Source organism: Actinoplanes sp. NPDC048988, from assembly GCF_043197815.1.
Lineage (GTDB): Bacteria > Actinomycetota > Actinomycetes > Mycobacteriales > Micromonosporaceae > Actinoplanes.
The window spans coordinates 66,175-92,169 of the sequence record NZ_JBICTW010000015.1; the positions used below are offsets into that span (position 1 = coordinate 66,175).

Annotated in this window: 23 protein-coding genes; 20 read left to right on the forward strand and 3 right to left on the reverse strand. The window is 69.8% G+C overall.

Going from position 1 to position 25,995, the window contains the following annotated elements; genetic code table 11:
• The first annotated feature begins 258 nt into the window (after positions 1-258).
• On the forward strand, positions 259-1,176 hold the full coding sequence (locus ACGFJ7_RS34960) for an MBL fold metallo-hydrolase (RefSeq protein WP_392646373.1): 918 nt from the start codon (positions 259-261) through the stop codon (positions 1,174-1,176).
• On the opposite strand, the gene ACGFJ7_RS34965 is transcribed toward ACGFJ7_RS34960, so the two are convergent.
• The gene (locus tag ACGFJ7_RS34965; protein WP_392646086.1) at positions 1,177-2,037 is read right to left on the reverse strand and encodes a helix-turn-helix transcriptional regulator; all 861 of its coding nucleotides are present in this window, start codon (positions 2,035-2,037) and stop codon (positions 1,177-1,179) included.
• A 336-nt stretch (positions 2,038-2,373) separates the two neighbouring features.
• Here ACGFJ7_RS34965 and fabG point away from each other — a divergent pair, with 336 nt between their 5' ends.
• Both fabG and ACGFJ7_RS34975 read left to right on the forward strand, forming a co-directional pair.
• Entirely contained in the window at positions 2,374-3,078 is a 705-nt protein-coding gene (fabG, locus tag ACGFJ7_RS34970; protein WP_392646088.1) for a 3-oxoacyl-ACP reductase FabG, read from the forward strand.
• Positions 3,079-3,123: 45 nt separating this feature from the next.
• Entirely contained in the window at positions 3,124-3,537 is a 414-nt protein-coding gene (locus ACGFJ7_RS34975) for a hypothetical protein (protein ID WP_392646090.1), read from the forward strand.
• 78 nt (positions 3,538-3,615) lie between these two features.
• Here the strand turns inward: ACGFJ7_RS34975 and ACGFJ7_RS34980 are convergent, their stop codons facing one another.
• The gene (locus tag ACGFJ7_RS34980) at positions 3,616-4,287 is read right to left on the reverse strand and encodes a hypothetical protein (protein WP_392646091.1); all 672 of its coding nucleotides are present in this window, start codon (positions 4,285-4,287) and stop codon (positions 3,616-3,618) included.
• A gap of 464 nt (positions 4,288-4,751) precedes the next feature.
• Between ACGFJ7_RS34980 and ACGFJ7_RS34985 the strand changes: the two genes are divergently transcribed.
• The 5 genes from ACGFJ7_RS34985 to ACGFJ7_RS35005 all read left to right on the forward strand — a co-directional run bounded on the left by ACGFJ7_RS34985 (position 4,752) and on the right by ACGFJ7_RS35005 (position 11,827).
• Complete coding sequence (locus ACGFJ7_RS34985; protein ID WP_392646093.1) at positions 4,752-6,521, forward strand: protease pro-enzyme activation domain-containing protein; 1,770 nt, start codon at positions 4,752-4,754, stop codon at positions 6,519-6,521.
• A 577-nt stretch (positions 6,522-7,098) separates the two neighbouring features.
• Positions 7,099-7,515 (forward strand): hypothetical protein, encoded by a 417-nt coding sequence (locus ACGFJ7_RS34990; protein ID WP_392646095.1) that lies wholly within the window; start codon positions 7,099-7,101, stop codon positions 7,513-7,515.
• Between the two features lie 57 nt (positions 7,516-7,572).
• Positions 7,573-9,351 carry an asparagine synthetase B family protein gene (locus tag ACGFJ7_RS34995; protein ID WP_392646097.1) on the forward strand — a complete coding sequence of 593 codons (1,779 nt, stop codon included), beginning with the start codon at positions 7,573-7,575 and terminating at the stop codon, positions 9,349-9,351.
• 32 nt (positions 9,352-9,383) lie between these two features.
• Entirely contained in the window at positions 9,384-10,655 is a 1,272-nt protein-coding gene (locus ACGFJ7_RS35000; protein ID WP_392646099.1) for a cytochrome P450, read from the forward strand.
• Between the two features lie 68 nt (positions 10,656-10,723).
• Complete coding sequence (locus ACGFJ7_RS35005; RefSeq protein ID WP_392646375.1) at positions 10,724-11,827, forward strand: histidine decarboxylase; 1,104 nt, start codon at positions 10,724-10,726, stop codon at positions 11,825-11,827.
• A gap of 86 nt (positions 11,828-11,913) precedes the next feature.
• On the opposite strand, the gene ACGFJ7_RS35010 is transcribed toward ACGFJ7_RS35005, so the two are convergent.
• A complete protein-coding gene (locus tag ACGFJ7_RS35010) occupies positions 11,914-12,759 on the reverse strand; it encodes a hypothetical protein (protein ID WP_392646101.1) in 846 nt (281 codons plus the stop codon).
• A gap of 355 nt (positions 12,760-13,114) precedes the next feature.
• On the opposite strand from ACGFJ7_RS35010, the gene ACGFJ7_RS35015 reads away from it, so the two are divergent.
• From ACGFJ7_RS35015 to ACGFJ7_RS35070, 12 genes are all read left to right on the forward strand, one after another.
• Positions 13,115-14,170: a hypothetical protein gene (locus ACGFJ7_RS35015; RefSeq protein ID WP_392646103.1), complete on the forward strand. Its 1,056-nt coding sequence runs from the start codon at positions 13,115-13,117 to the stop codon at positions 14,168-14,170.
• Positions 14,167-14,538, forward strand: coding sequence for a hypothetical protein (locus ACGFJ7_RS35020; protein ID WP_364693286.1), 372 nt, complete (start codon positions 14,167-14,169; stop codon positions 14,536-14,538). Before ACGFJ7_RS35015 ends, ACGFJ7_RS35020 begins: the two co-directional genes overlap by 4 nt.
• Before the next feature lie 80 nt (positions 14,539-14,618).
• Entirely contained in the window at positions 14,619-16,727 is a 2,109-nt protein-coding gene (locus ACGFJ7_RS35025; RefSeq protein ID WP_392646105.1) for a hypothetical protein, read from the forward strand.
• A gap of 26 nt (positions 16,728-16,753) precedes the next feature.
• Entirely contained in the window at positions 16,754-18,274 is a 1,521-nt protein-coding gene (locus tag ACGFJ7_RS35030) for an SCO6880 family protein (protein WP_392646106.1), read from the forward strand.
• Positions 18,271-19,833: a hypothetical protein gene (locus ACGFJ7_RS35035; protein ID WP_392646108.1), complete on the forward strand. Its 1,563-nt coding sequence runs from the start codon at positions 18,271-18,273 to the stop codon at positions 19,831-19,833. Before ACGFJ7_RS35030 ends, ACGFJ7_RS35035 begins: the two co-directional genes overlap by 4 nt.
• Positions 19,833-21,689: a type IV secretory system conjugative DNA transfer family protein gene (locus ACGFJ7_RS35040; RefSeq protein ID WP_392646376.1), complete on the forward strand. Its 1,857-nt coding sequence runs from the start codon at positions 19,833-19,835 to the stop codon at positions 21,687-21,689. The genes ACGFJ7_RS35035 and ACGFJ7_RS35040 overlap by 1 nt, the downstream gene beginning before the upstream one ends.
• Positions 21,689-22,309: a hypothetical protein gene (locus ACGFJ7_RS35045; protein ID WP_392646110.1), complete on the forward strand. Its 621-nt coding sequence runs from the start codon at positions 21,689-21,691 to the stop codon at positions 22,307-22,309. Before ACGFJ7_RS35040 ends, ACGFJ7_RS35045 begins: the two co-directional genes overlap by 1 nt.
• Complete coding sequence (locus tag ACGFJ7_RS35050) at positions 22,306-22,614, forward strand: hypothetical protein (RefSeq protein ID WP_392646112.1); 309 nt, start codon at positions 22,306-22,308, stop codon at positions 22,612-22,614. Before ACGFJ7_RS35045 ends, ACGFJ7_RS35050 begins: the two co-directional genes overlap by 4 nt.
• Positions 22,614-22,892: a hypothetical protein gene (locus tag ACGFJ7_RS35055; protein WP_392646113.1), complete on the forward strand. Its 279-nt coding sequence runs from the start codon at positions 22,614-22,616 to the stop codon at positions 22,890-22,892. Before ACGFJ7_RS35050 ends, ACGFJ7_RS35055 begins: the two co-directional genes overlap by 1 nt.
• A gap of 178 nt (positions 22,893-23,070) precedes the next feature.
• Entirely contained in the window at positions 23,071-24,045 is a 975-nt protein-coding gene (locus ACGFJ7_RS35060; protein ID WP_392646115.1) for a hypothetical protein, read from the forward strand.
• 47 nt (positions 24,046-24,092) lie between these two features.
• Positions 24,093-25,211: an alpha/beta hydrolase gene (locus tag ACGFJ7_RS35065; protein WP_392646116.1), complete on the forward strand. Its 1,119-nt coding sequence runs from the start codon at positions 24,093-24,095 to the stop codon at positions 25,209-25,211.
• A gap of 262 nt (positions 25,212-25,473) precedes the next feature.
• A complete protein-coding gene (locus ACGFJ7_RS35070) occupies positions 25,474-25,977 on the forward strand; it encodes a MarR family winged helix-turn-helix transcriptional regulator (protein WP_392646118.1) in 504 nt (167 codons plus the stop codon).
• The last annotated feature ends 18 nt before the right edge of the window (positions 25,978-25,995 follow it).

Below are 25,995 nucleotides of genomic sequence, written 5' to 3' on the forward strand. Positions count from 1 at the left end.
CGCCGAGGGGTGACAGGTGACAGATGTTCCCGGGTTTCCCGGTTGACGGCTATTACGCGCGCGGGCGCGCGGGCATGTGGTGCGCGCACGATGCCGGTCAGCCTGCGATGGCGGGATGATCTGTCACCCGTCACCCACCACGGTTCTGTCGGGAAGCCGACATCTCACTCAGTGACCCATGCCGATACGGCGGGTTGTGTCGCACGCGGATCTTGCACCAGGATGTCCGGCATGGGGGGTCCGGAATACCGGCGAGGAATGCACCAGTTGGGCCGCGGTACGTGGGCCTATCTCAGTCCACCTGGCACGTGGGGGTGGAGCAACTGTGGTCTGCTCGTCGATGGAGACGTTGCGCTGCTGGTGGACACGCAGTTCGACTTGCCGTTGACGCGGGAACTGCTGGCGGCCGTTGCCGAGGTCGCGCCGGGGGTGGAGATCGGCACGGTGGTGACGACGCACGCGAACGGCGATCACTGCTGGGGCAATGAGCTCCTTCCGCGAGCGGAGGTGGTGGGCTCGTCGGCGTGCGGGCACGGTATGGCGCACGAGGTGCAGCCGGCCGAGTTGGCGGCGCTGAGCGGTCCTGGGGCGCCTGCCACACCGCTCGGTGATTACATGCGCCGGCACTTCGGCGCCTTCGACTTCGAGGGCATCACAGTGACGCCTCCGACGCGCACCTTCCATGGTCAGCTTGACCTGACCGTGGGACACCGGCGGGTCGAACTCCTGGAGGTCGGACCGGCGCACACCGACGGCGACGTGATCGTCCATGTGCCTGACGCGGGTGTCGTGTTCACCGGCGACATCTTGTTTATCGGCGGGCATCCGATCATGTGGACCGGACCTATCGGGAATTGGATCACCGCCTGCGACCGGATCGCCGAGACCGGCGCGGACCATGTCGTCCCGGGGCATGGACCCATGACCGACCAGGCTGGGGTGGCCGTGTTCCGGGGCTACCTCGAGTGGGTTGCCGAATGGGCTCAGAAGGCTTACGCGGCGGGCCTGCCGTACTGGGAGGCGGGCGACCCGACCAAGGTGCCAGCAGCTTATGCCGGGTGGGGCAACCCGGAACGGCTGGTGATCACCATGGCCGCGGCTTACCGGGAACTGGGTGAGGCACCCCACGAGCTGCTGGCGGTGCTTGCGCGAGTTGCTGCCGCTGAGCCGAAGTAGTCAGTGCGACCGCGTGGCTTCGTCGAGCTCGATCGGTACGAGCATCATCAGCCGGCTCGCCTGTGCCCGTAGCGGCGCGAAGGCGATCAGCTCGATCGGCTGGAGTCGCTGATGCAGCGGTAGGTGCAGGTAGCGGTGGTCGCCGTCGGGGTGCGGTTTGGTGATGGGATGCTCTTGAAAGTGCCGGGCGTCTGGATTGACGTCGAGGATTTCTTCGATGACGGCGGCGAGCCGCTTGTTCTCGGGTTGGCGGGCCAAGGCGAACTGCATCTGGGCGAACATCTGCGGTCCCCAGTCGGTGTCCCACTTGTGCAGCTGAGTGCGGGCCTCGGGGAAAGTGAAGACCCAGCGCATGATGTTGTTCTCGTGGCCTTCTACCCAAGGGAACCAGCGACTCATGTGCTCGTTGTAGGCGACGAGGTCCCACGCTTCGTCGTTGACGTAGGCCGGCCAGGGCTGGGCGTCGACGATGCGCTGGATCGTCTCGGTGGATCGCATCCTCGACTGGTGGATCGTGATGGTCAGCGCGTGCCCGGTGGCCAGGAAGAACAGCATGCTCTTCTCGGCCTCGTTCAGGCGCAGTGTGTAGGCCACCCGGGTGAGGAAGTCGTCGGAGTAGTTTTGCAGCACCCCGCGCTCGAGGGCGCTGTACCAGCCGACGCTGTAGCCGGTCAGCGCTGCGACGGTCTCTTTGCTGACGCGCCGGTGACGGCGTGCACGAGGTAGTGCCGCGTGCAAGCCGGGGATCTCGTCGGGGTTGAGCCGCAGCCGCCAGGCGTGAACATGGCGCGCGAGATCTTCGCTGAGTTCGGGCGGAGTCTGGCGGGAGGTCGTCGCATCGGTCGGTGGCTGAGCGGTCATCGCGCTTCCTCGGGCGTCGTCGCCATGGATGCCAAGGTACGAAACTCCTTCATGGAAGGATCGAACCTAGCAGCGTTGATCTATCGGTAAGGACCCCTTTCTGAAGATCGCTGCCGCTGGCCGCTCTGCCGTGGACGCTGCGGCCGTGCCTTTGCGTGACAAGCAGACATTGCTAATTCCGGCAGTGTGACTGTGGATCTCACACTGTGTGGGCAAACGCCGTCGCAAGGTGCACGATATTGGCTTCATCACGGCGTGGGGGGCGTCCTCGATGGCCAAGGGCACTGTGACCAGCGGTTCCAGGGTTCGGCCGCCACGCATGGCGGAAGGGAACCCATGGGTCGGACTGCTCTGGTTGTCGGCGGTGCGCGAGGTATCGGCCTTGCGACGGCTCACGAGTTGATCAAAGACGGGCATCGCGTTGCCGTCACCTACCGTGACTCGGAGCCGCCTACGGACATCATCTCTGTCCAATGTGACGTACGCGACACGGCGTCGGTGGACGCTGCCTTCGCTCACGTTGAGCGCGAGATCGGTGCCGTGGAGATCGTCGTCGTAGCTGCCGGAGTTACCCGCGACAAGCTGCTGATGCGCATGGGCGAGGAGGACTTCGCCGATGTCCTCGATACCAACCTGACCGCGGCGTTCCGCGTCGCCAAGCGCGCCAGCCGCGCGATGCTGCGCGCTCGGTGGGGGCGATTGGTCTTCATCTCGTCGGCGGTTGCAATGCGGGGAGAAGCCGGCCAGGCCAACTACGCGGCCTCCAAGGCGGGCCTCGTCGGGTTGGCCCGATCACTGACGCGTGAGCTCGGCAGCCGCAGCATCACGGCGAATGTCGTCGCGCCTGGCTATACCGAGACGGACATGACCGCGTCGCTGACAGAAGAGCAGCGCGAGCACATGCGTTCGCAGATCCCGCTCGGCCGAGCCGCCCAGCCGGAGGAAATCGCTGCGGCTGTGTCGTATCTGGCCAGCGACAAGGCCGCCTATGTCTCTGGCGCCATTATCCCCGTCGACGGAGGTGCCGGCATGGGTCATTGACGGGCCCGGTAGCAAGGGCCCACACCAAGGAAAGCCAACATCACCATGGGGGACGATGTGCTGATCACCTGCGACAAACCGGCGATGACGACGACCGAGCCCGCGGAACCGAGTTCGATCGGGTCCGCTGCGATGACATATGAGGAAGGAGACGAAGCGGGAATGGCGCCGGCCGAGGCGGCCGACAACGACTCAGGAGACGACTTCACCTACGGGCGGCGTTTGCGTCGCGCTCGGCTGGCCAAGCAGTGGTCCCAGCTGCAGCTGGCGCACCGGATGCGCGAGGTCGGTGCCCAGCATCGCGGCGCCGCCACGCTGCACTCCTTGCTGATCATGATCAGCAAGTGGGAGAACGATCGCAAGCACCCGAACCAGTACAGCTTGCACTTGATCGCCGCTGCCCTCGAGATCGACGTGACCAGTCTTGGGCTGCCCGTCGATCACGACTTCGTCTTCTAGTCGACCGACCCGCTTAGGGCACCTGTTTGCCCTCACGTGGCCGTCAATTGCTGGTCGATGCCCAGCACGGCTTTTCTGCTAGTCGTCGTGCTTGACGCCGCTGAAGACGCTCAAGGCCCAGACCAGCACGCTGGCGTAGGTGTGCAGCGCATCAGGGAACTCCACGAGCCGGCTTTCGCCACCGTCGTTGCCCGCAGCGACGGTGGCGATGTCGTCGTATGCCTCAGACGGGGTTCCCTGCATTTGATTCGTGATCAGATCGAGCAAATGTCGCCGTGCCTGGGCGATCATCGCGTTCTGCTCCGCAACTACCCGCGATGCGGCGTCGCAGCCTGCGAAGTCGACGTCCGGTAGATAGAGCCCAGCCGCGGTGATGAGGTCGGAGGGAGCAATACGCTCCGAGCCCGGAAGCGGCGGCGGATCTCCCGCTGCGACAGCGACGGCCACCTGCGACGCATACACGGCATAGACCGTGCTGGCCCGGGCCAGCACGACGATTGCCTGCTCGAAATGTTGATCGGCGAGGCGCTGGAGATCAGTGGTGACCTGAGCAAGCAGCATGCCAGCTCGGTGTCCGGTCCGCTGCGTCTCCAACGCGGACTCGACCTGCAGGGTAAAGGTCAGCGCCTGGTGCAGATGAACGGCGGCTTGATTGCACGCCGTGCCCATCTCCAGTAGCGGCGCTCGCACGTCCGCTGGTAGCCGTAAGCCCATCTCGGGCTGCAACAGCTGGTGCGTGGTCAGCACCATCTGTGGCCGTCACCCCTCTCATCGGACTTACGAACGCCTGTCCACGGCAGATTCGCAGACTGTTGCAAGGTATCTATCCGCCGCGCTGCGCTGTGTCAAGAAGACCAAATTGACAGCCGGAAGGACAGCCCCGGACAGCCTCGGTTAGCTACCCCGAACGCACGATGTCACAGAGGGTCGAACTCGTGGCAAACGTTGCTCCGACTGTAGACGTGCACCCCCTCCGCTCGGGAACAGCCCCCGGGGCGGGTGCATCAGTTCACCTACCTACGGCGATGCGGCCAGAGCTCCGGCGCGTCGTATCGGGCCTGGCCCGAGTTCCCCGCCGTCACCGCGCCGCGATCGTCCATCGCCTGCTCATCCTGGCCTGCCGCCGCGCGGAAACCCAAGCCCAACGCGGTGAGCGCTGATCGTTCGTTCGGGCTCGCCTTCCGGCCCTCCATGCACGATGAAAGGTCCTGACCATGCGCCCGTATCACCTCATGGCCTGCCTGCTGGCCGCCGCGCCGATCACGACGGCGCTGGCCACACCTGCCACCGCTGCACCGCCTCGCCCGGATACGTCCACCGAGACAGCCGCGACGGCGACCGTCGGCCTCACCATCAGCCTGCGCAGTCCACACGAGCAGCAGCTGCGCTCGTACGCGGCTGCCGTGTCGACCCCGGGCAACATCCGCTACCGGCAGTACCTCACGACGGCCCAGCTCAGCCAGCGCTTCGGCGCCCGGCCCGGCGCGGCCACACGAGTCAGCGCGTGGGCCCGTACCGCCGGCTTCCAGGTCGGCGCGTTGGACGCCACCGGTACCCGCCTGCCGCTGACCGGCACCGCGGCCACGGTCAAGAAAGCGCTCGGCTCGATCCTCTACGACACCGTGCAGGACGGCGCCCGGGTCCGCGTTGCAACCGCCGTCCGCCTGCCACCGCGCATCGCTGACGACGTCACCGCGGTCACCGGCCTGAACGAGCAGCCAGCCCAGCCGATGCACGTGCGCTCGGCAACCGCGTTGACCACCCGCCGGGGCAGCTGTCTATCCGCGACCACGGCGACCGCGCTACTGGGCTCCTGCCTGGCTCGCCCCGCCATCGAGCAGAGCAACGTTACGGGCCGCCGGCCGCGCGTGGATGTCCGCGGAGCAGCCGGCCCCGCTGGCAACGGCAGCCCCGAAGGGTGGCGGCTGCCGCCGTTACAGCCGGTGCGGAACCCGGGGGTGTGCGCGACGTCCTGGGCCAGCCCCGACACCGCGCCGGTTCAGGATCGCAGCGGCGGGTCCGTGTCGATGCCGGTGTGCGGCTACACCGGGCCGCAATTACGGGCGCTGTACGGACTGCGCGCCGATGACGACGGCGACGGGCAGACCATCGTGATCGTCGGCGCCTACAACGAGGCGGCCACGCTGCGCGACGCCAACACCACCTTCGCGCTCAACGGCGTCGCGCCCCTGCCAGCCAGCCGATACCGCGTCAAGACCTACCCGGGGAGTGAAGCGCGGGACCGCGGTTGTGACCGTGCCGCGTGGGGGCGGGAACAGGCCGTCGACGTGCAGAGCGCCCACACTCTCGCCCCAGCCGCGACCATCATCTACGTCCCCGCCGCCGACTGCACCCGGCTCAGCGACACCCTCGCCCAAGCCATCGCCGACCCCCAGCTACGCGGCAGCGTGATCTCGAACTCCTGGGGATACCCGGCCGAGGCGCTGAGCAACGACGAACTCGCCGCCACCGACGCCATGCTCGCCCGCGCCGCCGTGCTCGGGACCGGCACCTACAGCGCCTCCGGGCTGTACGGCACCGCCACGACCAGCGGCATGCAGCTCCCAGACCGCGCCTACCCCGCGTCGTCGCCGTGGACAACCGCGGTCGGCGGCACCACCAGCGCTGTCGGCCCCGGCAATACAGTGCTGTGGCAAACCGGCTGGGCCAGCTCCGGCACCGCCCTGAACAGCGGCGCCCAGGACCCGACGGCCGGCCCCCTGGTCGCCGCCGCCGGTGGCGGCACCAGCGTCCGCGAATCTCGGCCCGCGTGGCAGCGCACCTCCACCGCGATGCGGCAGGTGCCCGACCTAGCCGCCCTCGCCGACCCCCACACCGGCCTGCTCGTCGGTACCACCCAAGACGGCCGCTTCGGCGCTGGGCCGGTCGGAGGGACCGGGCTGGCAACCCCGATCGTCGCGTCGCTGGCGGCTCTGGCCCAGGCCCGCAGCGGCCACCCAGCTGGCCTTATCGCGCCGGCATAGTGGGCCCGACAGTCGCAGGGGTCCACGCTCATCGACATCACACATGTCGACGCCGCCGTGTGGACACCACAGCTGCCCGGCACGGCACCGGCGACGAGCGGCTACGTAGTCCGCGTTGACGCCGCCGACCAGCACACCGGCCCCGGCTGGGACCCCGTCACCGGCCTCGGCGCACCCGGACGCAGGTTCCTGGCCGATGTCGGCTGACCCGCGGCGCTCGGCGTCGCAGAGCACATCCCACCAGGAAGAAGCACGGGTGCGTGCCGTGCCAGCTATCACCTCTGCTTTTAACCATTTCGTGCACCCGCTGGAAAGCCGCGCGCGTCGCGTGCCAGTCCCGCATCTTGCGGCGGCGACGCTGCAGGAACTCGTCGAGGTCACGGCACAAGCCGAGGTGACCGGTGCGCCTCGAGACGATCACCAGGACCAGCCTGGCACTGGTCACACCGTTCACCCCCGGGCACCTCTCGCGGTCTTCGACGCCGCCGGGGGAAGTCCCATCGCTCGGATCCGGCCCGTCTGGGCCGGTAGTGAAGCATGGCTGCCGGTCATCGCGTGGCAACCAGGCTGGGTGCGGGTGCTGCGCCCGACGCGGCCGGGCGGTGTGACGGGCTGGCTCGACGCCAGCCGCGTCGCCACCGCCCTCAGTCGCCACCGCCTCCACCTATCGCTGCGCACCGGCATGCTGCGCTTGCTGCACGGGGAGCACGTCGTAGGGGCCTGGCCAGCCGACCTGCACGCCGAGCCCCACACCGTCGCCGCCGGGCGGACCTTCGTCCTGGCGAGCGTACGGCGCGGACCAGCGACGCCACCGATGCTGCTGCGCCTGGCCGTTCACCTGCACGAGCGTGACGCGGGGCTGCTCACCATCCACCCCCGATCACGCCCCGCAGGCAACCCCACTGCGGGCGGAGGAATCAGCGTCCCCGACGAGGCGATGGCCGCTCTGCATGTCGTGCCGCCGGGATGCCTCGTGCACCTCGAGGCGCGCTGAGCCACCACCTTCGCGCGCCCACTCCTGCGCCCACCGACTACTTCATGGGGAAATAGCATGGCAATCACAGGATGGATCCATCCCACGCGGGACCTGCGTGACGAGCGGCCAGCGGTCAACGCGATGGCCGTCGCGCTCACCGCCGGGGCGTTACGCCGCGACGTCGTCCGGCTGGCCCGGCGCACCGCGTTCGCTCACCTCGGACTGAACGGCGGCTACGCCGACTGGCGACATCCCGAACACCCCGACCCGGACCTGGCCCTGGTCATCGACGGGCAGTTGACCAACCGCGGTCACCTCGACGAGCAGTTGTACGGCGGACCGAGACCGTTGTCGGGTGACGCCGAAGTGTTGCTGCACGCCTACCGGGCATGGGGAGCCGGCCTGGTCGACCGGATCGACGGCGCGTACGCCATTGCCGTCTGGGACAACCTCACCCGGCAGCTCATGCTGATCCGCGATCCTCTCGGCGCCCGCACCCTGTTCTTCTCGCTGATCGACGGCGGGATCGTCTTCGCGACTCGGGCCACCGCGCTGCTGGCCCATCCGGCGGTCAAGCCAGTCGTCGACGCCGATGGTCTCAACGAACTACTCACCCTCGGCCCGGTGCGCACTCCCGGTCATGGCGTCATCGCCGGAGTGGCCGAGGTCCTGCCCGCCGAACTCATCCAGGCCGGTCCGACTGGGCTGCGACGGCGCCGCTACTGGTACCTCGAAGCAGACGACCCTCGCCACAACGCCGACACCGCCGTACAGGTCGTGCGTCGAGCTCTGGCCGAGACGACCGCGGCGCACCGCACTCGGCCGGCGAGCGCGGTGCTCCTGTCCGGGGGCGTCGCGTCGGCCACCGCCGCCGCATATTCCGCCGGAACCCGCGGACACCGGCCCGCCGCCTGGACCCTGGCCCTCACCGGCGCATCGGGCCTGTCACCCGGCGCCGGGGTCGACGTGGAGCAGGCCGAGCGCACCGCCGAGCACCTGCGCCTGCGGCACCACGTGCTCGCCCTCGACACTGACACCCTCCTCGACACCGCGCCCGCCGCGAACGAGGCCCTCGATTTCCCCGGCGAAGCCGGTGCGGATGCCGTGCTGTTCGCAGGGCTTCGGCGGATCGCCGCCGCCGGCAGCACCAGCGTCGTGACCGGTGACGGCGCGAACGCGGTGTTCGGCGGCTACCGGTGGCAGCACGAGCCGCTCACCCTGGCCACCGACGACTTCCCCTGGCCCAGCGTCGGCGAGCCCGCGGACCTGCTGAACGCCGACGCCCGTCGCCATCTCATGCCCGGGGTGTATCGCCGGCACCGCTACGAGCAGGCCACCCTCGGCGTGCCGCAGGTGACCGGCGCGGACGCACTCGCGCGACGGCGACGCATGATGGCGTACCTGACCCTCACCCGGTACGTGCCGCACCTGCTGACCCGTCTCGGCCAGCTCGCCGACACCGCCGGCGTGACTGTGCGCACCCCATTTGCCGACTGGCTGCTCGCGGCCTACCTGTTCAACACGCCGACGGGCCTGCGGCACCTGCTCGGCATCCCGAACGGGTTGCTGCGCCACGCCGTCGCGGACCTGCTGCCGCCCGAGACCACGTGGCTTCGGCCCCGCGCATTTCCCAGCGCCGACCTGCTCGACGGATGGCGGCAAACCCGCACCGATCAGCTGCGCGCCGTCCTCGACGACCGCGAGGCGCCGCTGCGATCGCTGCTGGACCGCAACCGCGTCACCCACCTGCTCGCCCCGCCTACCGGTCCGACGGGCGACTGCGCGGCGGCCACCGTCGCGTACCTCGTCGACGTCAACGCCTGGCTGCAGCGCCACCACGTCTCGCTCACGTGAGCCACCACGAACCTCGCCTACCGGAGCATGCGATGAGACTCGACCCGTTCAGCGGCCCCTACAGCCGCGACCCCGCCACCACCTGGCGGCGCATCAACGCCACCGCCCGATCCATCAGCTACGACGACGACCTCGAGATGTGGCTGATCGCGGGACACGACAACGTGCGCGCCGTACTGTCCGACACCGCCCGGTTCAGCAACGCCGCCACCCTGGCGCCGATCACCCCGCTCACCGACGCCGCCGCCGACATCCTGGCCGGTCTCGACGCCCCGGCGGTGGCTGTCACTGCTGATCGCCCGCAGCACCTGCGCACCCGGGCGATCCTGCGGGCGTTGATGCCCACCACTGCGGTCCGCGCCGAACAGCAGTGGGGGCCACTGGTCGCAGCCCGCACCGACGACCTGATCACCGACATGAAGATCACCGAGCCGACCGACCTGATGCACTTCGCGGTGCAGCTGCCGCTGCTGGTCATCCACGATGTCCTCGGCCTGCCGACTACCGCTGCCCAACAGGTTCGCGCGTGGACCGATGACTTCGCCGACCTCGTCTGGGGCGACCCGAGTCCCGAAGCGCAGATCGCGCAGGCGTACTCCAGCATCGCGTTGTGGCGGTACTGCGCCGACATCGTCAACGGCCGCGCCGGCCGCGGCGATTACGGCCCCGGTCTGATCGGTGAGCTCCTGCGTTTCCGCAACAACGACGACAGCAATCTGACCATCGCCGAAGTCGCCGCCCTCGCGCTCAACATCGTCGGTGCCGGCTGGATCACCACCGCGGGGGCCCTCGGCAATGCCCTCGCCCACGCCTTGGCTGATCCTGGCCGGTGGGCGCAGCTGGCCGACGACGAGCACTACCTCAACCTGCACGTCGAGGAAGCCCTGCGGCACAGCCCCGCCATCGACGGCTGGCTGCGCCTGAGCACCACCGAGGTCACCCTCGGCGGTGTCACCATCCCCGCCGGCAGCCGCTGCTTGGTCCTGATCGGTGCCGCGAACCACGACCCCGCCGTCTACACCGAACCGGACGTCTTCGATCCGCGCCGCGGCCGCGCCGGACAGCACCTCGCCTTCGGCGCTGGCCCGCACTACTGCATCGGCGCAGCCCTGGCCCGCCTCGAACTCACCACCGCGCTACGCGCCCTGGCCGGCCGGCTGCCGCATCTCGCCGTGGCCGACGGGTTCCGGCAGCAGTTCAAAACCAGCGCGGCCCTACGGCAGCTCACCCGCTTGCCCGTTCAGCAGCAACCGCCAGGCCGGTGCCCGATCGCGCACGGCACCACCGCGGGGCCGCGGTCATGACCGGACGCGGAATTATTGACACCCGCCCGGCCGGTTCCGTCATCCGGTCTCCGCGCGCCGCCCAGGCGATGAACGCACGCCTGCGCGCTGTGGAGGCGCGGCTGGTCGCCGCCGCCCCCACGAACATCGGGTTTCCCGCCGCCCGCGACATCGATTACCGGCCGCTGGCGCCCTTGCTGAGTCATCTGCTCAACAACCTCGGCGACCCTCGCGTCGACCCGCTGTACCCGGGTCATGTGCACGATCTGGAACGTGAGGTGCTCGACTTCACCGCTGAGCTGTTCCGCGCCCCGCCCGGCTGGAGCGGCTACCTCACCAGCGGCGGCACCGAAGGCAACCTCTACGGCCTGTGGCTGGGCCGCACCAAACTTCCCAACGCCGTCGTCTACTACTCCAGCGCCGCGCACTACAGCGTGCCCAAGGCCTGCCACCTGCTCGGCCTACCCGCCGTCGAAGTCGCCACAACGGCTACCGGGCAGATCGACTACACCGACCTGACCCGCCAAGCCGGACGGCACCGCAGCTGGCCGGCGATCGTCGTGGCCACCATCGGCACCACCATGACCGAGGCCGTCGACGACGTCACCCACGTCCACAACGCCCTTGACGTCGCCGGTATCCGGCACCGCTACGTCCACAGCGATGCCGCCCTCGCCGGCGTCCCGCTCGCCACCACCAGCAACCGGCCCGCATTCGATTTGGCCGATGGCGCCGACAGCATCAGCGTGTCCGGGCACAAATTCTTCGGGACCCCTGTGGTCTGCGGGATCGTCGTGACCCGTCGCGGACCCGACGAACTCGGCCCGACAGTGCCGTACCTTGACACCCACGACACCACCGTCAGTGGATCCCGCAATGGTCTCGCTGCGGCGATGCTGTGGCACGCCATCGATTCCCTCGGCAAGGCCGGGCACGCTGACCGTGCGCGTCGAGCCCGCGACGTCGCCGCCTATGCCGTCCAGCGGCTGCACAACCTGGGCTGGCCGGCGTGGCGCGACCCCCTGTCGTTCACCGTGCTCCTGCGGCCACTTCCCGCCGATATGGCGACCACCTGGCCGCTGCCGACTCAAGACGGCTGGTCCCACATCATCTGCATGCCCGGCATCGAGACGAGGCACATCGACCATCTCGTCGAAACGCTCGCCGCGCATGGTGGCTACCCGAACGAATAGAACCGAAATGTGAGCGGGTCCTCAAAGGAAAGCGCAGCAATGGCGACCCGGTGACGTAAACCGACTGTGGGCGTCGCCGGGAATGGCTACCGGCCCCAGTTTTCGTACTGATGGTGAAGGGTCATCAGGTCGCGCTGACACTGTTCCCGCTCGTGCTCGTCCGGCGCGAGGTCGACGAGGGCATTGAACGATTTGCTCGCGCGGTCGAAATCGGCGCGATTCTTGTCGCGCTCGAGGCGTGTCACCAGCAGAGGTCCGAGAAGTTTATGAGCTCGACGGATTCCGGGACTGGTGACCTGCGGATGGTGAAGAGCCCGCTCAGCCAAATCAATGGCGTCATCGAGGTCAGACACCTCTTCAGACGGCATGAACCTGCTGCGCGCGGCCGTGACCCCTGCAAGGTCGAGCAGCCTCGTCGCGTATGCAGGATCTTCGCTTGGCGTGTAGTCAAGCAGCCGCACGAAAACGGCGACGACGCTGTCCGCCAGCGCTGGATCCCGCGTCTTCAGCCAGTGGGCGCGAACGGCTGAGGCATGTCCTTGCAGGGCGCGCAGCAGAGCGGCCGGCTCGTCCGTCTCGGCGCCGCGCGCAATCGCGTCGTCGACCTCTTGGCGTAGCTGAGGTGCGACATCACCGCCGTTAAACGCATGCATCCACACGGCGAGCGAGACGTACGCGTGTGTGTCCTCCGGACTGGACAGTCCAGTAGCGCGCAGCCGGTGCACCGCGATCACATCGGCCAAAACACCGATCGGTAGTGCCGCGCCCTGACCGCGCTGCAGCAGCAGGGCATCGAGTGCCTGCGAGGTCTCGACGAGTGCTTCGCCTTCAAGCGCGAGAGCTGCGTCCCGGCGGTCGACGTAGTCCTGTACGCGGCGGCGCAGCCGCGCCTCGACAGGGGAAGACGCATGCCGGCGCCGCCAGAAAGCCACCGGCCGAGAATAATCGTCGCCGGCAAGCCAGCCAAACGCTAACGACGCTCGCCGGGTTAGCCAAGGACAGGGCGGGACAGCTCCGGACAACTGCCATCGCCAGAACAGCCACGGCAAGGTAGATGGCGTGACCGATCCGCCTTCACGCAATAAGCCGGGCGATCGGGCGACGAGCGATGGATATGCGTCCGAGGGGGGCGTCGATCGTCGTCTCGGGCAGTGATTCACCGATGCGCTAATGAACGTTGTCGGGCGAATTCCCCGTCCTGCTCGGGTCACCAGCCGGTTGCTACCGGCTGCCTTCGCTGACCACGTGCGATTGCCCCCATCAATCGCACGTGGTCAGCAAACAAACGTGCCGACACTCGAACCCATTCGAAGGGGGCTGATGGTGCTCGCTATCGCTGCGTCGGATTCGCCACCAGCTCAGGTGCTGGCGGCTGCGGGTGATTCCGCGTCACTGCCGAGCGGCCCGGAATGGTCGGCCTACCCAGCGCCGGCTGACCCGCGCGGCTACAAGCCGCCGGTGGAGCAGCCGCTGGTCGTGCGCGCGCGTGCCGTGCCCAGCGAGTTCGGCCCCGCGGACATCGCGGAGCGGGCTTGGCTGCGCGCCGCTGCGTTGCGTCCTGCCGCGTTGATCGCGGTGTCATCCGCCGACGGCGGCGTCGGCCGCTCCACCCTGGTCGCCGCGCTCGGCGACGTGCTCGCTCTTGCTGTGCCTGGCCCGGTCGTCGCCGTCGACATGCACCCTGTGCCCTGGGGTGGCCTCGGCGAACGCGTCGGCCGCTCCAACGCCGGGACTATGTGGGACGCGGTTCGCGACCTGCATACCTTGACCAGCCGCCACGAGGTCGAGCGGTGGACCCAGCGCAGCCCTTCGGGGCTGCTGGCCTTGGTCGGGGAAACCGAAGGGCAGGGCCGGCGCCCGCCGCGTCACGACGAAGCCGCCGCGGTCGTCGAGGCGGTGCGCCGGCTCTATCCGCTGACCATCTGCGACGTCATGCCCGCCCTGATCACAGGCGTCTGGCGCACTCTGGCCGCCGCGTACGCGCCGGTGCTGGTCGCTCGAGCGACCACCGACAGCCTGCACCACACGATGCGGCTGCTCACCCACCTACGCGCTGCGGGAAACAGCGCGGTGGTCGACCGGGCAGTGCTGGCCGTCGTCGCCGCCTCTCCGGTCACCGATCGCACGGTGCGCGCCGTCCTGCAGCAGGCAGCCACGGTCGTGCCCGACGTCGTCTCGATCCCTTACGACCCTCAGCTCGCCCGGCCCGAGCCGGTCGACGCGCGGCGCCTGAAGAAGCAGACACGGACCGCGCTGGTGCAGCTGGCCGATGCCGTTGTCGCGCGGTGCGCCGATCCCCGGGTCGCTCTACCCGTCGCCGCCCGAAAGGAGCGCGCCCGATGATCTCCACGCTGACTGCTTGGCTCGCCGTGCGGCTTCCCGCCGAAGCCCAGCACCTGTTGGCAGCACCCGGGCCGACGCCGACGCCGTCGAACGGCCCCGGCGGGTTCGATTGGGACCGCGTCCACCCTGACGGCTCGGCGATCCCCAAGTCCGGGATCTTCTACACGATCATGAACGCCGTCATGTGGCTCGGCGGCGTGGCCGCGTTCTGCGGCCTGGTCGCCGGCGCCATCGCGTTCGGCGTCGGCCCGATCTTCGGCGCTCACATCGTCTCTGATCGCGGCAAGAGCATGATGTGGCGCAACGGCTTGGTCGCGATCATCGTCGGCTCGGCGACCGCCATCATCGCCGGGCTGCTGGTGCTGTGACCGCGGCCATGCAGGGAACCGAAGCCGCACGGGCCGGCTCGAAGCATCCCGTATCCCGCCGGGCGGGCTTCGCGCGCGGGTTGCTCCTGATTGCTGCCTGCCTGGCGATGCTGCTCGGTGGTGCAGTCCGCGCCGAGGCGGCGCCCGCCCCGAGCCCCACACCGTCGAGCCCGGTGGTGGACGCGGCCTGCGCGGCGAAAGCACCGGGGTCGGTCGCCTGGTGCATGCCGTGGGCCGTGCACGTCGACAAGCCCACCGAGCAGGGCCGCTCGCATTGGGTCACGCAGTGCAGTAAAGCGATCAGCGACGCCGACAAAGAGTCCTGCGCTGCTGCATCCATCACGTTGAGAGGCAATCCGCGCGACGGGACCGCATCGGTGCTGATGGACGGGCCCAGCACCGGCGCCGGACCGAAAGGGCTGATCAACTGCGCGGCCCAGCTTCCGATCGGCTACAACCTCAACTCCCATACCGAGCCGGCCTACGAGCTGAAGTACAACTTCTGCCAGCAGCAGGTTTCGGCGTTGGCGGCCCAGATGTACGACCCGGACCCGAAACCGCCGGACTGCCCGGTCGCCGACGTCAGCTGCAAGGTCCAGCGCAACGCCGCGGAGGCGCTCGAGTCCGGTGTGCGCTCGGGCATCCAAGGGCTCGTCGACGCGGCCGTGCAGGGCGTGGTGTTCCTGCTGTCCAAGCTGGCCACCCTAGTTTTCAAGGTCACCGCGATCTCCTCGCCGGACGCGGCGTTCTACTCCACCTACAACTCCCTCGCCGGCGTGATGATCGGGCTGATCTTCGTCTTCTTCGTGATCTCCACGATCATCAACGGGCTGCGCACCACCGCCGGGCCCAGCCCGGTCGCATCTTTGGGCGGTCTCGTCCGGGCGGTCCTTGGGGTCACCTTCGCCGGCGGTCTGGCCTACACGATCGTTGCGGCGTGGGACCAGGCCACCAATGCGGTCATCGACGCGAACGCGCGTACCCCGTACGACCCGTCGGCGCTGGTGACCAGCTTCAGCAACCTCACCGGTGGCGCCGGGACGATGATCATCGCGCTGTTGCTGGCGGTGCTGGCCACGATCGGCCTGCTCCTGCTGTTCGTGATCATGCTGTTCCGCGGTCTGCTGGCCACTGGCGCCGCGCTGTTCGGCGCGGTCGCGATGTCCGGGCAGGCCATGCACGAGACCCGGCACTGGGGACGTCGCTGGTTCTGGACCGTCAACGCGCTGGGCTCGTCGAAGTTCTTCATCGCCGAGCTGTGGATCTACGGCTCCCGGGCCGCGTACGGGTCGGACGACCTGATGAACGCGCTGCGCGGGGTGCTGCTGATTTGGCTGATGGTGGTCGCGCCCTGGATTCTGCTGCGGCTGACGACGCTGTGGGACGGCTACCTGTCTGACGTCAACGCCCACGGCATCCTGTCCACCGCCGGGGGCCCGCTGCAGCTGGGCGCTGACCTCGTCGACGGGTTCCGCGCCGGTGCCGCCGACGCCAGCGGCGGCGGAAGTCCGGGCTCCGGTGCCGCCGGCGTCATGAACGAGAACGCCGCGAGCGTGCCCACCAGCCCGGTCGAGTCTGCTGAGGGCGCCGCCGGTATCGGCGACGACAAAGGCCGGCAGGTAGGCGACGCCGCGTCGACCGGCGCCGACGGTGGGCAGGTCGGCGAAACCGCCAACGACCCGGGCAGCGAGGAGCAGGCCCAGGACGGGGGCGCTGAGACCCCGAACGGCGACGAAGCCGACGGCATCCAGTCGGGCGCGAACAGCGCGCAGCACGACGTGGCGTCCGGGCAGCTCACCGCCCCGGGAGATGCCACTGGCTCGCAAGGCTCGCTGCCGGTCACCCCGGGCGGGGCGCAGACCGCCGACCCGGCCGGTGGCGTCACCGGCGACCTCACCGGCGCGAGCGGCGGACCGGGCGACAACGCCACCGGCGCAGGAGCGGATCCCAGTGGCGCTGGAGCCGATACCTCCGCGATGCCCGGCGCGACCGGCGCGACGTCTCCCGCACCGTCGGGCGCCTCGTCGGCCGGTGAGCCGTCCGCGTCCGGCCCGGCGGCGGGACCGGACGCCGCGCCGCAGCAGAACTCGTCAACCGACGGCGAGCAGTCCGGCAGCCGCTCGGGCGCGGCAGCCAGTGGCGATGGTGCGGCCGCCGCCGCTTCCGAAGTGCCCATCGTGCCGATCTAGCCCCTGACCTCGACGGAAGAGAAGACATGAAATTCCAGTTTCCGCCGCGCTCGACGCGCGGAGCCGTCCTCGGGTTCGCATGGTCGCAGATCGCGCTGGTCATGGCCGGTGTCATCGCCGCCGTCGTGGCCCTCAACCTGCTGGTCGCCGGGCACCGCGGTGCGGCGATCGCCGCCATGGCGGGCTGCGTGCTGCTGGTGACGCTCGGGCTCCTGCGGTTCAAGGGCCGGCGGGTGACCGAGTGGGCGCCGGTCGTCATTGGAGCTCTGCTGCAACGCCGGGCCGGGCAGAGCGACTACCGTGGCGGCCCGTACGCGCCGAACAGCGTCGAGCGGTGGATGGACTTGCCCGGCCCGGCCGCCGCATACGTGTGGCTGCCGGCGACCGCCGCCGACGGCACCACGCAGATCGGGTTGCTGCATCACCGCCGCGAGAAGACGGTGACCGCCGCTCTAACCTGCTACGGCACCAACCTCATCCTCACCGACCGTGATGTCCAGGCACAGCGACTGACCGACTGGGCGCAGCTGCTCAACATCCTGGGCAGTGAGTACGCCGACGCCGGCCTGATCCGCTGGTCGGTGACCTCCCGCGCAGTGCCGGACACCGGCAACGCCGCCCAGCGATACCTGGTGAACCGGGCCGTCGACACCAGCAGCGACGCCTACCGGTCGCTGGCGCAGCTGACCGCCGCGGCGGCGCCAGCAGCACAACGCCACGAGATCTACCTGTCGGTGGTGTTCGACATCGCCCGGCTCTCCGGGGAGATCGCCCAGGCCGGTGGGACGGACGCGGCGATCGCCGCGGTGGTGCTGGACCGGCTGACCGGCATCGAGTCCGCCGTCCTCGAAGCCGGGATCACCACCGGCGGCTGGCTGTCCCCGCGCGCGTACGCCGCCGTCATCCGTACGCAGTTCGACCCCGACGATCAGGAAGTCGTCGACCTGCGCGCCAGCACCTCACCGACCGGCGACGACGGTCCGACGGCGGCGGGAGTGGAACCGCGGCTGGCCGGGCCGGTCGCTGCCCGCACCGTCGGCTGGACCACCTACCAGCACGACTCGGCATTCTCGAGGACGCTGTGGGTGGCGCAGATGCCCAGGCAGCAAGTGGCGGCGACGTGGCTGAGCCCGCTCTACATGCGCACCACCTGCCGCCGCACCGTCACCCTCGTCGCCCAGCCCGTCCCGGCCGCGGTGGCGCAGCTGGCCACCCGCCGGGAGAAGGTGTCCCGCGCCGGTGACGAGGTCACCAAACGCAAACTGCGGCTGGTCCGGACCGCGCGGGAGGACGACGAGGCCCGCGCGGTCGAGCAGATCGACCGGGAGCAGGCCGCCGGTCACGTGCGCTACCGCTACGCGCTGCTGGTCACCGTCACCGCCCCCACCCCGCCCGACCTCGACCGGGATGTCCGCTCGGTCAAACGGATCCTCTCGCGCGCCGGGTGCGAGGCCATCGTCCTGGCCGGGGAGCAGGACCAGGCGTTCGCCGCCGGAGCCCTGCCGTTGGCGCGCGGATTGAAGCCCGCCCGGGGATGGTCCGCGTGAGCCGCCGAGTTCTGCGCCGCGAAGGATCGCTGGCGGACCGCATCGAGCAGCGGGCCGCCGCCCGTGACCTCGCCCGCGCACAGGCCGCCCTGGAGCGCGAACAGCAGGCCGTGGCCCGGCAGGAGGACCGGCTGCTCGGTCCCGTCCCCGTCGGCCCTCGCGGCGCCTACGGCCGCGCGGCCGGGCGGGTGTTCTGGCAGATGCAACTCCCGCCGCTGACCACCACCTCCGCCCAGCTGTGCAGTGTGTACCCGTTCGTGTCCGACCCGGGCCTGCCCGTCGACGGACCACTGATCGGCCTCGAGGTGTACTCCCGTAGCGCGTTCACCTTCAGCCTGCACGAGCTGTACCGGGCAAAAGTCATCACCGCCCCGAACATGGTCGTCACCGGCGAGATCGGCTCGGCGAAGTCGTCGCTGCTCAAGACCCTGGCGTTTCGGGGGATCCCGTTCGGGACCCGGTTCTACGGCACTGACTACAAGGGCGAATACGAACAGCTCGCCGCCGCCGCGGGCATCGCACCGGTGCGTATCGGCCCCGGCCTCGGCGTCATCATGAACCCCCTGGCCGGGATCCGCCGCTACCCGCAGCAGACCGAGGCCCAGTGGCGGCAGTTGCAGCGCTCACGCCGGCTGCTGCTGCTCGAAGGACTCCTGGAGATCCAGCTCGGCGGGCCATTGCAGGAAGCCGAACGCTCGCTGCTGGAGTACGCCGTCGACGCGGTCACCCGCGAACACGACGCCTCCGCCGGCCGGCTGGCCACCCCCACCCTGTCCGCAGTGCTCGCCGCGACCGGCGACCCCGCGCTATGGCAACACCGCCTCGACCAACTCGCCTACCCCATCGACACGTTCGTCACCGACTCCCGCCGCGTCCGTCTGGCCCTCGAACGTCTGATCAGCGGGGCGCTGGGTGGGGTGTTCGACGGCCCGGTCGAATCCAACGCGCGCCTGGACTTCACCCAGCCCGGCGCCATCCTCGACCTGCGCACCATCCGCGCCTCGGATCAGATGACCGCGATGGCGATGACCTGCGCCCAGTCCTGGCTCGAGACCGAACTATCCGCGCCCGACGCCCCGCCGCGGGTGTGCTTCTACGACGAGTTCGCGCTCATCGCCCGCCACCTGCCGCTGATCCGCCGCATGCGCGAACAGCTGAAACTGGCCCGCGCGCTGGGCATCGCCAATGTCTTGGCGTTCCACCGCTTCAGTGACCTGGCCGCGTCCGGCTCGGCCGACTCCGAACAGGTCCGCATCGCCCGCGGCCTGATCGAGGACTCCGGCGTGCGCGTCTCCTACCGCCAAGCCACCGGCAGCCTGGAACAGGCCCGCGAATTTCTTGGCACCTCCGACGTCGAAACCGACCTGATGCGCTACCTGCGCCAAGGCGTCGGCTTGTGGAAGATCGGCACCCGCTCCTTCGTCGTCAAACACCAGCTGTCCCGGGTCGAGACGGCGATGGTGCACACCGACAGCCGCATGGAAACCGACGAGCCGGCCGCCCCGGTCGACGACTATGACGCCCGCTTGGCCGCCGCCACCGACGGGACGGCGGCGTGATGGCCCGCCCGCCGCTGTCCTCACCCGGGCACCGCCCACCCCGCCAAGGCCGGGCCCGCGCTGACATCCTCGGCCGGCTCATCCTGCTCGTGCTGTTCGTCGTGATTGCCGTAGTCGGCGTCGTGTCGCTGTGGGCGGCTGGTCAGCTGTCCGCTCTGCTTGCCCATCATCGGTGGGCGGACGCCACGATCGGGCAGACCCCCGGGATCGTGGTGCGCCTGACCGCGCACCTGAGCCGCCCCGCCGATGCGTGGCCGGCCACCGCCCGCGCGGTCATCGGGGGCCCGTGGCTGCTGTATCCGCTATGGGCCCTCACGTTCTTCGGCACCCTCGCCGGGATCGGCGCCCCGGCACTGCACCTGGCCAAGACCCGGATGCGGCGTAGCGGCTTCGCCACCAACGCTGACCTACACCGGACGCTGACCGCTGACGCGGTCCGCAAGCGGGTCGACGTCGTGCGTCCCGGCCTGACCGTTCTCGACTCCGACGACGCGCTCACCCGCGCGACCAAGACCGCCCGCCGGCAGGACCCGCTCGAGGTCGCCCGGTTCCTGGGCAACGACGCCACCAGCGGCCGGCCGTTGTACCTGGCCAACGAATACACCCTGCTCGCCGCCGCGGTGCCCCGTTTCGGCAACAAGACCACCCGCTACGTCATCCCCGCGGTCGCCGACGCCCGCGGCGCGGTCCTCACCACCTCCACCCGCCTGGACGTCGCGGAGATCACCTACGACCGGCGGGCGGCGATCGGCCCCACGCACATCTTCGAGCCCCAAGGTGAGATCCGCGGCGTGCCCCGCATGGCGTGGTCGCCGATCGAAGGCGCCGATGACCAGATCGTCGCCATGCTCCGAGCCAACGGCTTCGCGGCCGGCTCGGGCATCGGCGACGAGAGCGTGGAAAACGGCAAATGGTTCCGCGACCAGGCCGCCACCATCCTGCGCGGCCTGCTGCACGCCGCTGCCCTGGACGAACACGCCACCATGCTCGACGTCCTCGCCTGGTCGCAGAACCCGGCCAACTCACGGCCGGAACGGATCCTGCGCGCGCACGGCGTCGACTCGTGGGCCGACCGACTTGCCCGGCACCGCGAAACCAGCGGCCGGGCCCGCGACACCATCCAAACCGTCGTCGCCGGCGCCCTCGACGCCTTCAACGACCCCCGCGTCCTGACCGCGTGCTCACCGCCGCGCGGCACGCAGTTCAAGCCCATCGACTGGCTGCGCGAGTCCGGCACCATCTACCTGGTCGGCACCCGTGACGCCCAGGCCCTGATCGCGCCGCTGCTCGCCGCGCTGAGCGAGGACATCCTCTACCAGGCCAAACGTCTCGCTCTGACCGCGCCGGGCGGGCGGATCGAACCGACGCTGTACTTCATCGGCGACGAGATCACCAACATCGCACCGCTGCCCAGCCTGCCCAGCCTGATGAACGAGGGAGGCGGCTCCGGCATCGCCGTCAGCATCTTCGCGCAAAACCTGCACCAGCTGCGCGAACGATGGGGCGACAAGGGCGGGCGGGCCATCGCCGACTCCGCCAGCGCCCGGCTGCTCATCGGCGGTAGCAGCGACGTCACCGGCATGCGCGACGCCCAAGCGTTGGCCGGGCAGGTCACCGATATCTCCTCCAGCCACTCCTGGGGTAGCGGCCGGGCCACGGTCAACGAAAGCACCCGCCGCGAGAACCTGCTCGACCTGGCTGACCTGCGCACCCTGCCCGAGGGGCGCGCGCTGGCCCTGGTCGGCAACCTGCCCCCGGTCGAGCTCACGGTGCCGGCGTGGTGGGAACGCCCCGACGCCGGCGAGCTGACCGCCGGCCGCGACGCCTTCCGCAAACGACTGGCCGACGCAGCCTGATGGACGCCTTCGACTTTCAACTGCCCGACGACCCGCCAGCGGACATGGTCGCGGTCGCTCAGCTCGCCGCCACCGTCGCCCGGCTCGCCGAGGCCGTCGACACCCTGCACCAGCAGCACCTCACGCTGGCCGACACCGTCACCCGCGGCGGCGGCCAAAGCGCGGGGCCGCGCAAGGCCCCGCCCAGCATTCCGTGGCCACTGCGCTGGGCCGAGCTCGACCGCGACGGCGCCGCGCAGGCGTGGGCATGGCTGATCGACTGGGTCGACTGGGCCGTCGACCGCTACCAACTCGCCGAAGAAATCCCCGCCTGCTGGTATCAGCACCCGCCGATGATCGAGGAACTGACGGGGCTCGCCGCCGCCTGGCACACCGCATACGACGACACGGCACCGGCGGACGGGCCGCTGCTGTGGCACGAACGCTTCGCCCGCGCCCGCCTGCGGCTGCGCGACTGGGACGACTACACCCGCTGCCGCAACGGCACCCACACCGACCGTCACCTCGACCTCGCCTGGCCCGACGCCTGGCGTGAGGCCGCCGTGCAAGCCGCGAACGCCGATCTCGCCGACCGGCCGACCGTCGTACCGGGCGGCAGCCCGCAGGAGGCGACGCCATGACCATGCCCGCCGAAGTCACCTCGGACGCCGCCTGGGACCGCCTCAACACCGTCCTGCGGGCCATGTACGGCGACATCGACGGCCTTTACCAGCGCATCACCGACCCCGAAACCGACGAACAAACACCGCAGCTAGAGGAGACCGGACCCGTGAGTGACCTGGACGCCGAATACGACGCCGAAGCCAACGACCGCGCCGCCGAATACGCCGATGAGGAACGCGAGCGCCTCGACGCCGAGACCGACGGCCGTCTCGACGGCGACTACGACACCGACGTCTACGACGACCCCGGCCTGGAGGACTGATGCCCGGCCACGCCCTCGCCCACGACGGCGACCTCGCGAACGATGCGGCCACCAACCGCATGGCCGGCGGCGACTACCTGAGTTACCTCGACATCCTTCGGGCACTCGACGGCCAAGGCGCCGCCGTCAACAGCGCGCTGCTCGAGGCACACACCGCCTATACCAGCGAGCAGCGCCAGACCGCGCTGACCACTCTGCACAGCCGGCTGCGTGACATGGCTGCCACCGTCAACGACGCCCTGGGCAACTGGCCTGTGAAGGGTGAGGAATCGGCATGATCCCCCAGCGAGTGCCCCTCGTCTGCCGACTCGCCGCTGCCGTGGCGGCGGGCGGCAGTCGATGCTGACGCCGGCACCATGACCGAGCCCACCCCGCTGGCTGATCCTGGTGTCGCGTCGTCAGCAGCCGCTGCCCGTACACCCGGCGGCGGCCATGAGTAGCCGCGTTGTCGCCCTGGTGGTGGGCGCCTTCCTGCTCGTCGGCTCCTGCCTCGCCGGGCCCTTACTGCTGCTGACCACCGTCAACGACGAGTGCGCCCCCGCACCCGTGGTATCGGCATCGGCGTCCAGCAGCCAGCCCGCCGGGCAATGGGACGCCGAGCAACTGGCCAACGCGCGCACGATCCTCAGCGTCGGCGCCGAACGGCGCATCCCGGCCCGCGGCCAGATCATCGCGCTCGCCACCGCCATGCAAGAGTCCAGGCTGCGCAACCTCCCCGGCGGGGACCGCGATTCGGTCGGCCTGTTCCAGCAACGGCCCAGCCAAGGCTGGGGCACCCCGGCCCAGATCGGCGACCCCGTCTACGCCGCCGGCAAGTTCTACGACAAACTCGCCACTATCCGCGGGTGGCAGACCATGCCGCTCACCGAGGCCGCGCAAGCCGTCCAAGGCTCCGCCCTGCCCAACGCGTACGCGAAGTGGGAAGACGACGCCACCGCTCTGAGCCAGCAGCTCGGCGTCCCGGCCGGCAGCGCAACCGACTGCTCAGCCGCCAACGCCGCGATGGCGCAACCGGTCACTCGCAACCCCGATGGCTCCTGGCCCGACGAGGGCTGCACCATCCGGCCCGACCCGACCACCGGCTCCGGCTGCCTGACACCACGCACCTTGCACCTCGTGCAACAGGCCGAAGCGGCCGGATTCCCGAAGCCGGGCTGCTACCGCGTCGACGATCACGGCGAACATCCCAAGGGCCGCGCCTGCGACTTCATGATGACCTCTGGCGGCGAAGCGTCCGGAGCTCAGAAAGCCCGCGGCGACGCCATGGCCGCATGGGCCGTCGCCAACGCCGATCGCCTCGGCATCAAGTACGTCATCTGGTTCCGCCGCATCTGGACCCGATCCGAAGGCTGGCACGCCTACAACAACCCCTTCGGCGGCGACGACCCAAGCGGATGGCACACCAACCACGTCCACATCAGCGTCGAGTGACCGCCGTCGCTCGACCGTCTCCACCCACCACACCGAAGGAGCAGCGCATGCTGTCCAACCCCACCCCGGCCGCCACCGCAGACTCACAGCGGCCCCGTGCCCGTCGCCTCTTCACACCGCTCGCGGTGGCGGTGGCGCTGATCCTCACCGGCTTGGCGCTTGCTACGCCCGCCGCACACGCACAGCCGCCATCGGCGGCACCTCCGGGATGCGCCCGGCACGACCTGGTCGTCACCTTGACCTCCAGTCCCGGCGCGTCGCAGTACCGGCTTGCCGGATGGCTGTGCCGGCCCGCCCGCCCCACCACGACCGTGCAACTGCTGGTGCCAGGTCTCACCTACACCCACCGCTACTGGACCGGCCTGGACCAGCGCACGAACTACACCGCCGCGGCTCTGGCCGGCGGCGACGCCGTCTACCTCATCGACCGCATCGGCACCGGCGCCAGTGACCGGCCACCCGCCGACCAGGTCACCACCACCACCGAGGCCACCGTCGCCCACCAGGTGATCGAGGCGTTGCGCGACGGCACTGTCGGCCGTTTCACCCGTGTCGTGGGTGTGGGGCACTCCTTCGGCTCGGTCATCGCGATGGCCGAGGCCGCTACCTATCACGATGTCGACGCGCTCGTGCTCACCGGCTTGCTGCACGACATCCGCCTCGACGAGATGACCCGCTTCATCACCGACTTGTACCCGGCCGCCGCCGACCCGAAGTTCGCCAACTCCGCACCGCCGGAGGGCTACCTGACTACCCGGCCCGGCAGCCGACCCGGCTACTTCCTGGATCCGAACACCGCCGACCGCGGCGCCGCCGATTGGGATGAGCAGACCAAGACGACCGCAACGACCGGCGAGCTCACCTTCACTCCGGACGACGAGCTGGCCTACAGCCGCGCCATCACCGTGCCCGTCCTGTTCGTCATGGGCACCAACGACACTCTCTTCTGCGGCGCCGGCCAGCCCTGCACCACACCGGCAGACATCTGCCAGCGTGAACGCAACGCCTTCCCGATCGGCACGCCACTTGCCGCGACGACCGTCCCGCAGACCGGCCACTCGATCAACCTGCACCGCACGGCGCCGCTGGCGTTCGCCGCCACCGCCGCGTGGCTGCACGGCGTGCGCAACGCACCGGCCGCGACATTGACGTCGCTATGCCGGTAACCGCCCCTGCAGACATCAGGAATGACGACGTCTACTCATCGCTCATCGAAAGGGCCGCGACCGTGCCTACCTCGGGCGACCGACCTGTCCAGCTCAACCAGCGCCGCATCGACCCCAACGGCTTCTACAGCCTGGCCTACCGGTACTGGCCTGGCGAGAAGTTCGTAAAGGTTTTCATGCGCGGCGATCACCGCCGCCAGAGCAGATCCCACGCGCGGCCCGACCCGCGAGCGTCACGCAAGCCCAACAGCGGAACCACGTCATGAACGGACACCCCTCGGTCGCTGCTGGCGCCGCCGCACCGGCGGCGCCAGCAGCGCCGAGCAGCCCCGGGGATGACGCGGAAGCGGCCCGGCTCGACCGGCTTGCGGTGTTGTGCCGTACCGCCAACTTCGCGCGCCACCACCTCGAGGCCACCGTCCTCTCCGGCGCCAACCTGACCTGGACCAGCTACGACGTGCTGCACCTGACCGTCATGCACCGACCCGTTGACACCGGCGTCGTCGCCGCTCTGGCTCACGTCTCCAAAGGCTCCGTCACCCGCTCCGCCGCCGCCCTCATCCGGCGCGGCCTGCTGCGCCGCAGCATCCCCGCCAAGGACCGCCGGCGATCCCTGCTCGCCCCGACCGCCGCAGGGTGGGCGCTGAACCAGCAACTACGTGGCCAGCTCATCACCGAGCTGAACACCCTGCTTGACACCCAGGCCGGCGTTGTCCGGCACGACATCGACGTCCTGCGGCACCTCATCGCCGCCCACCACCGATGACCTCCACCCGTTAGGAGC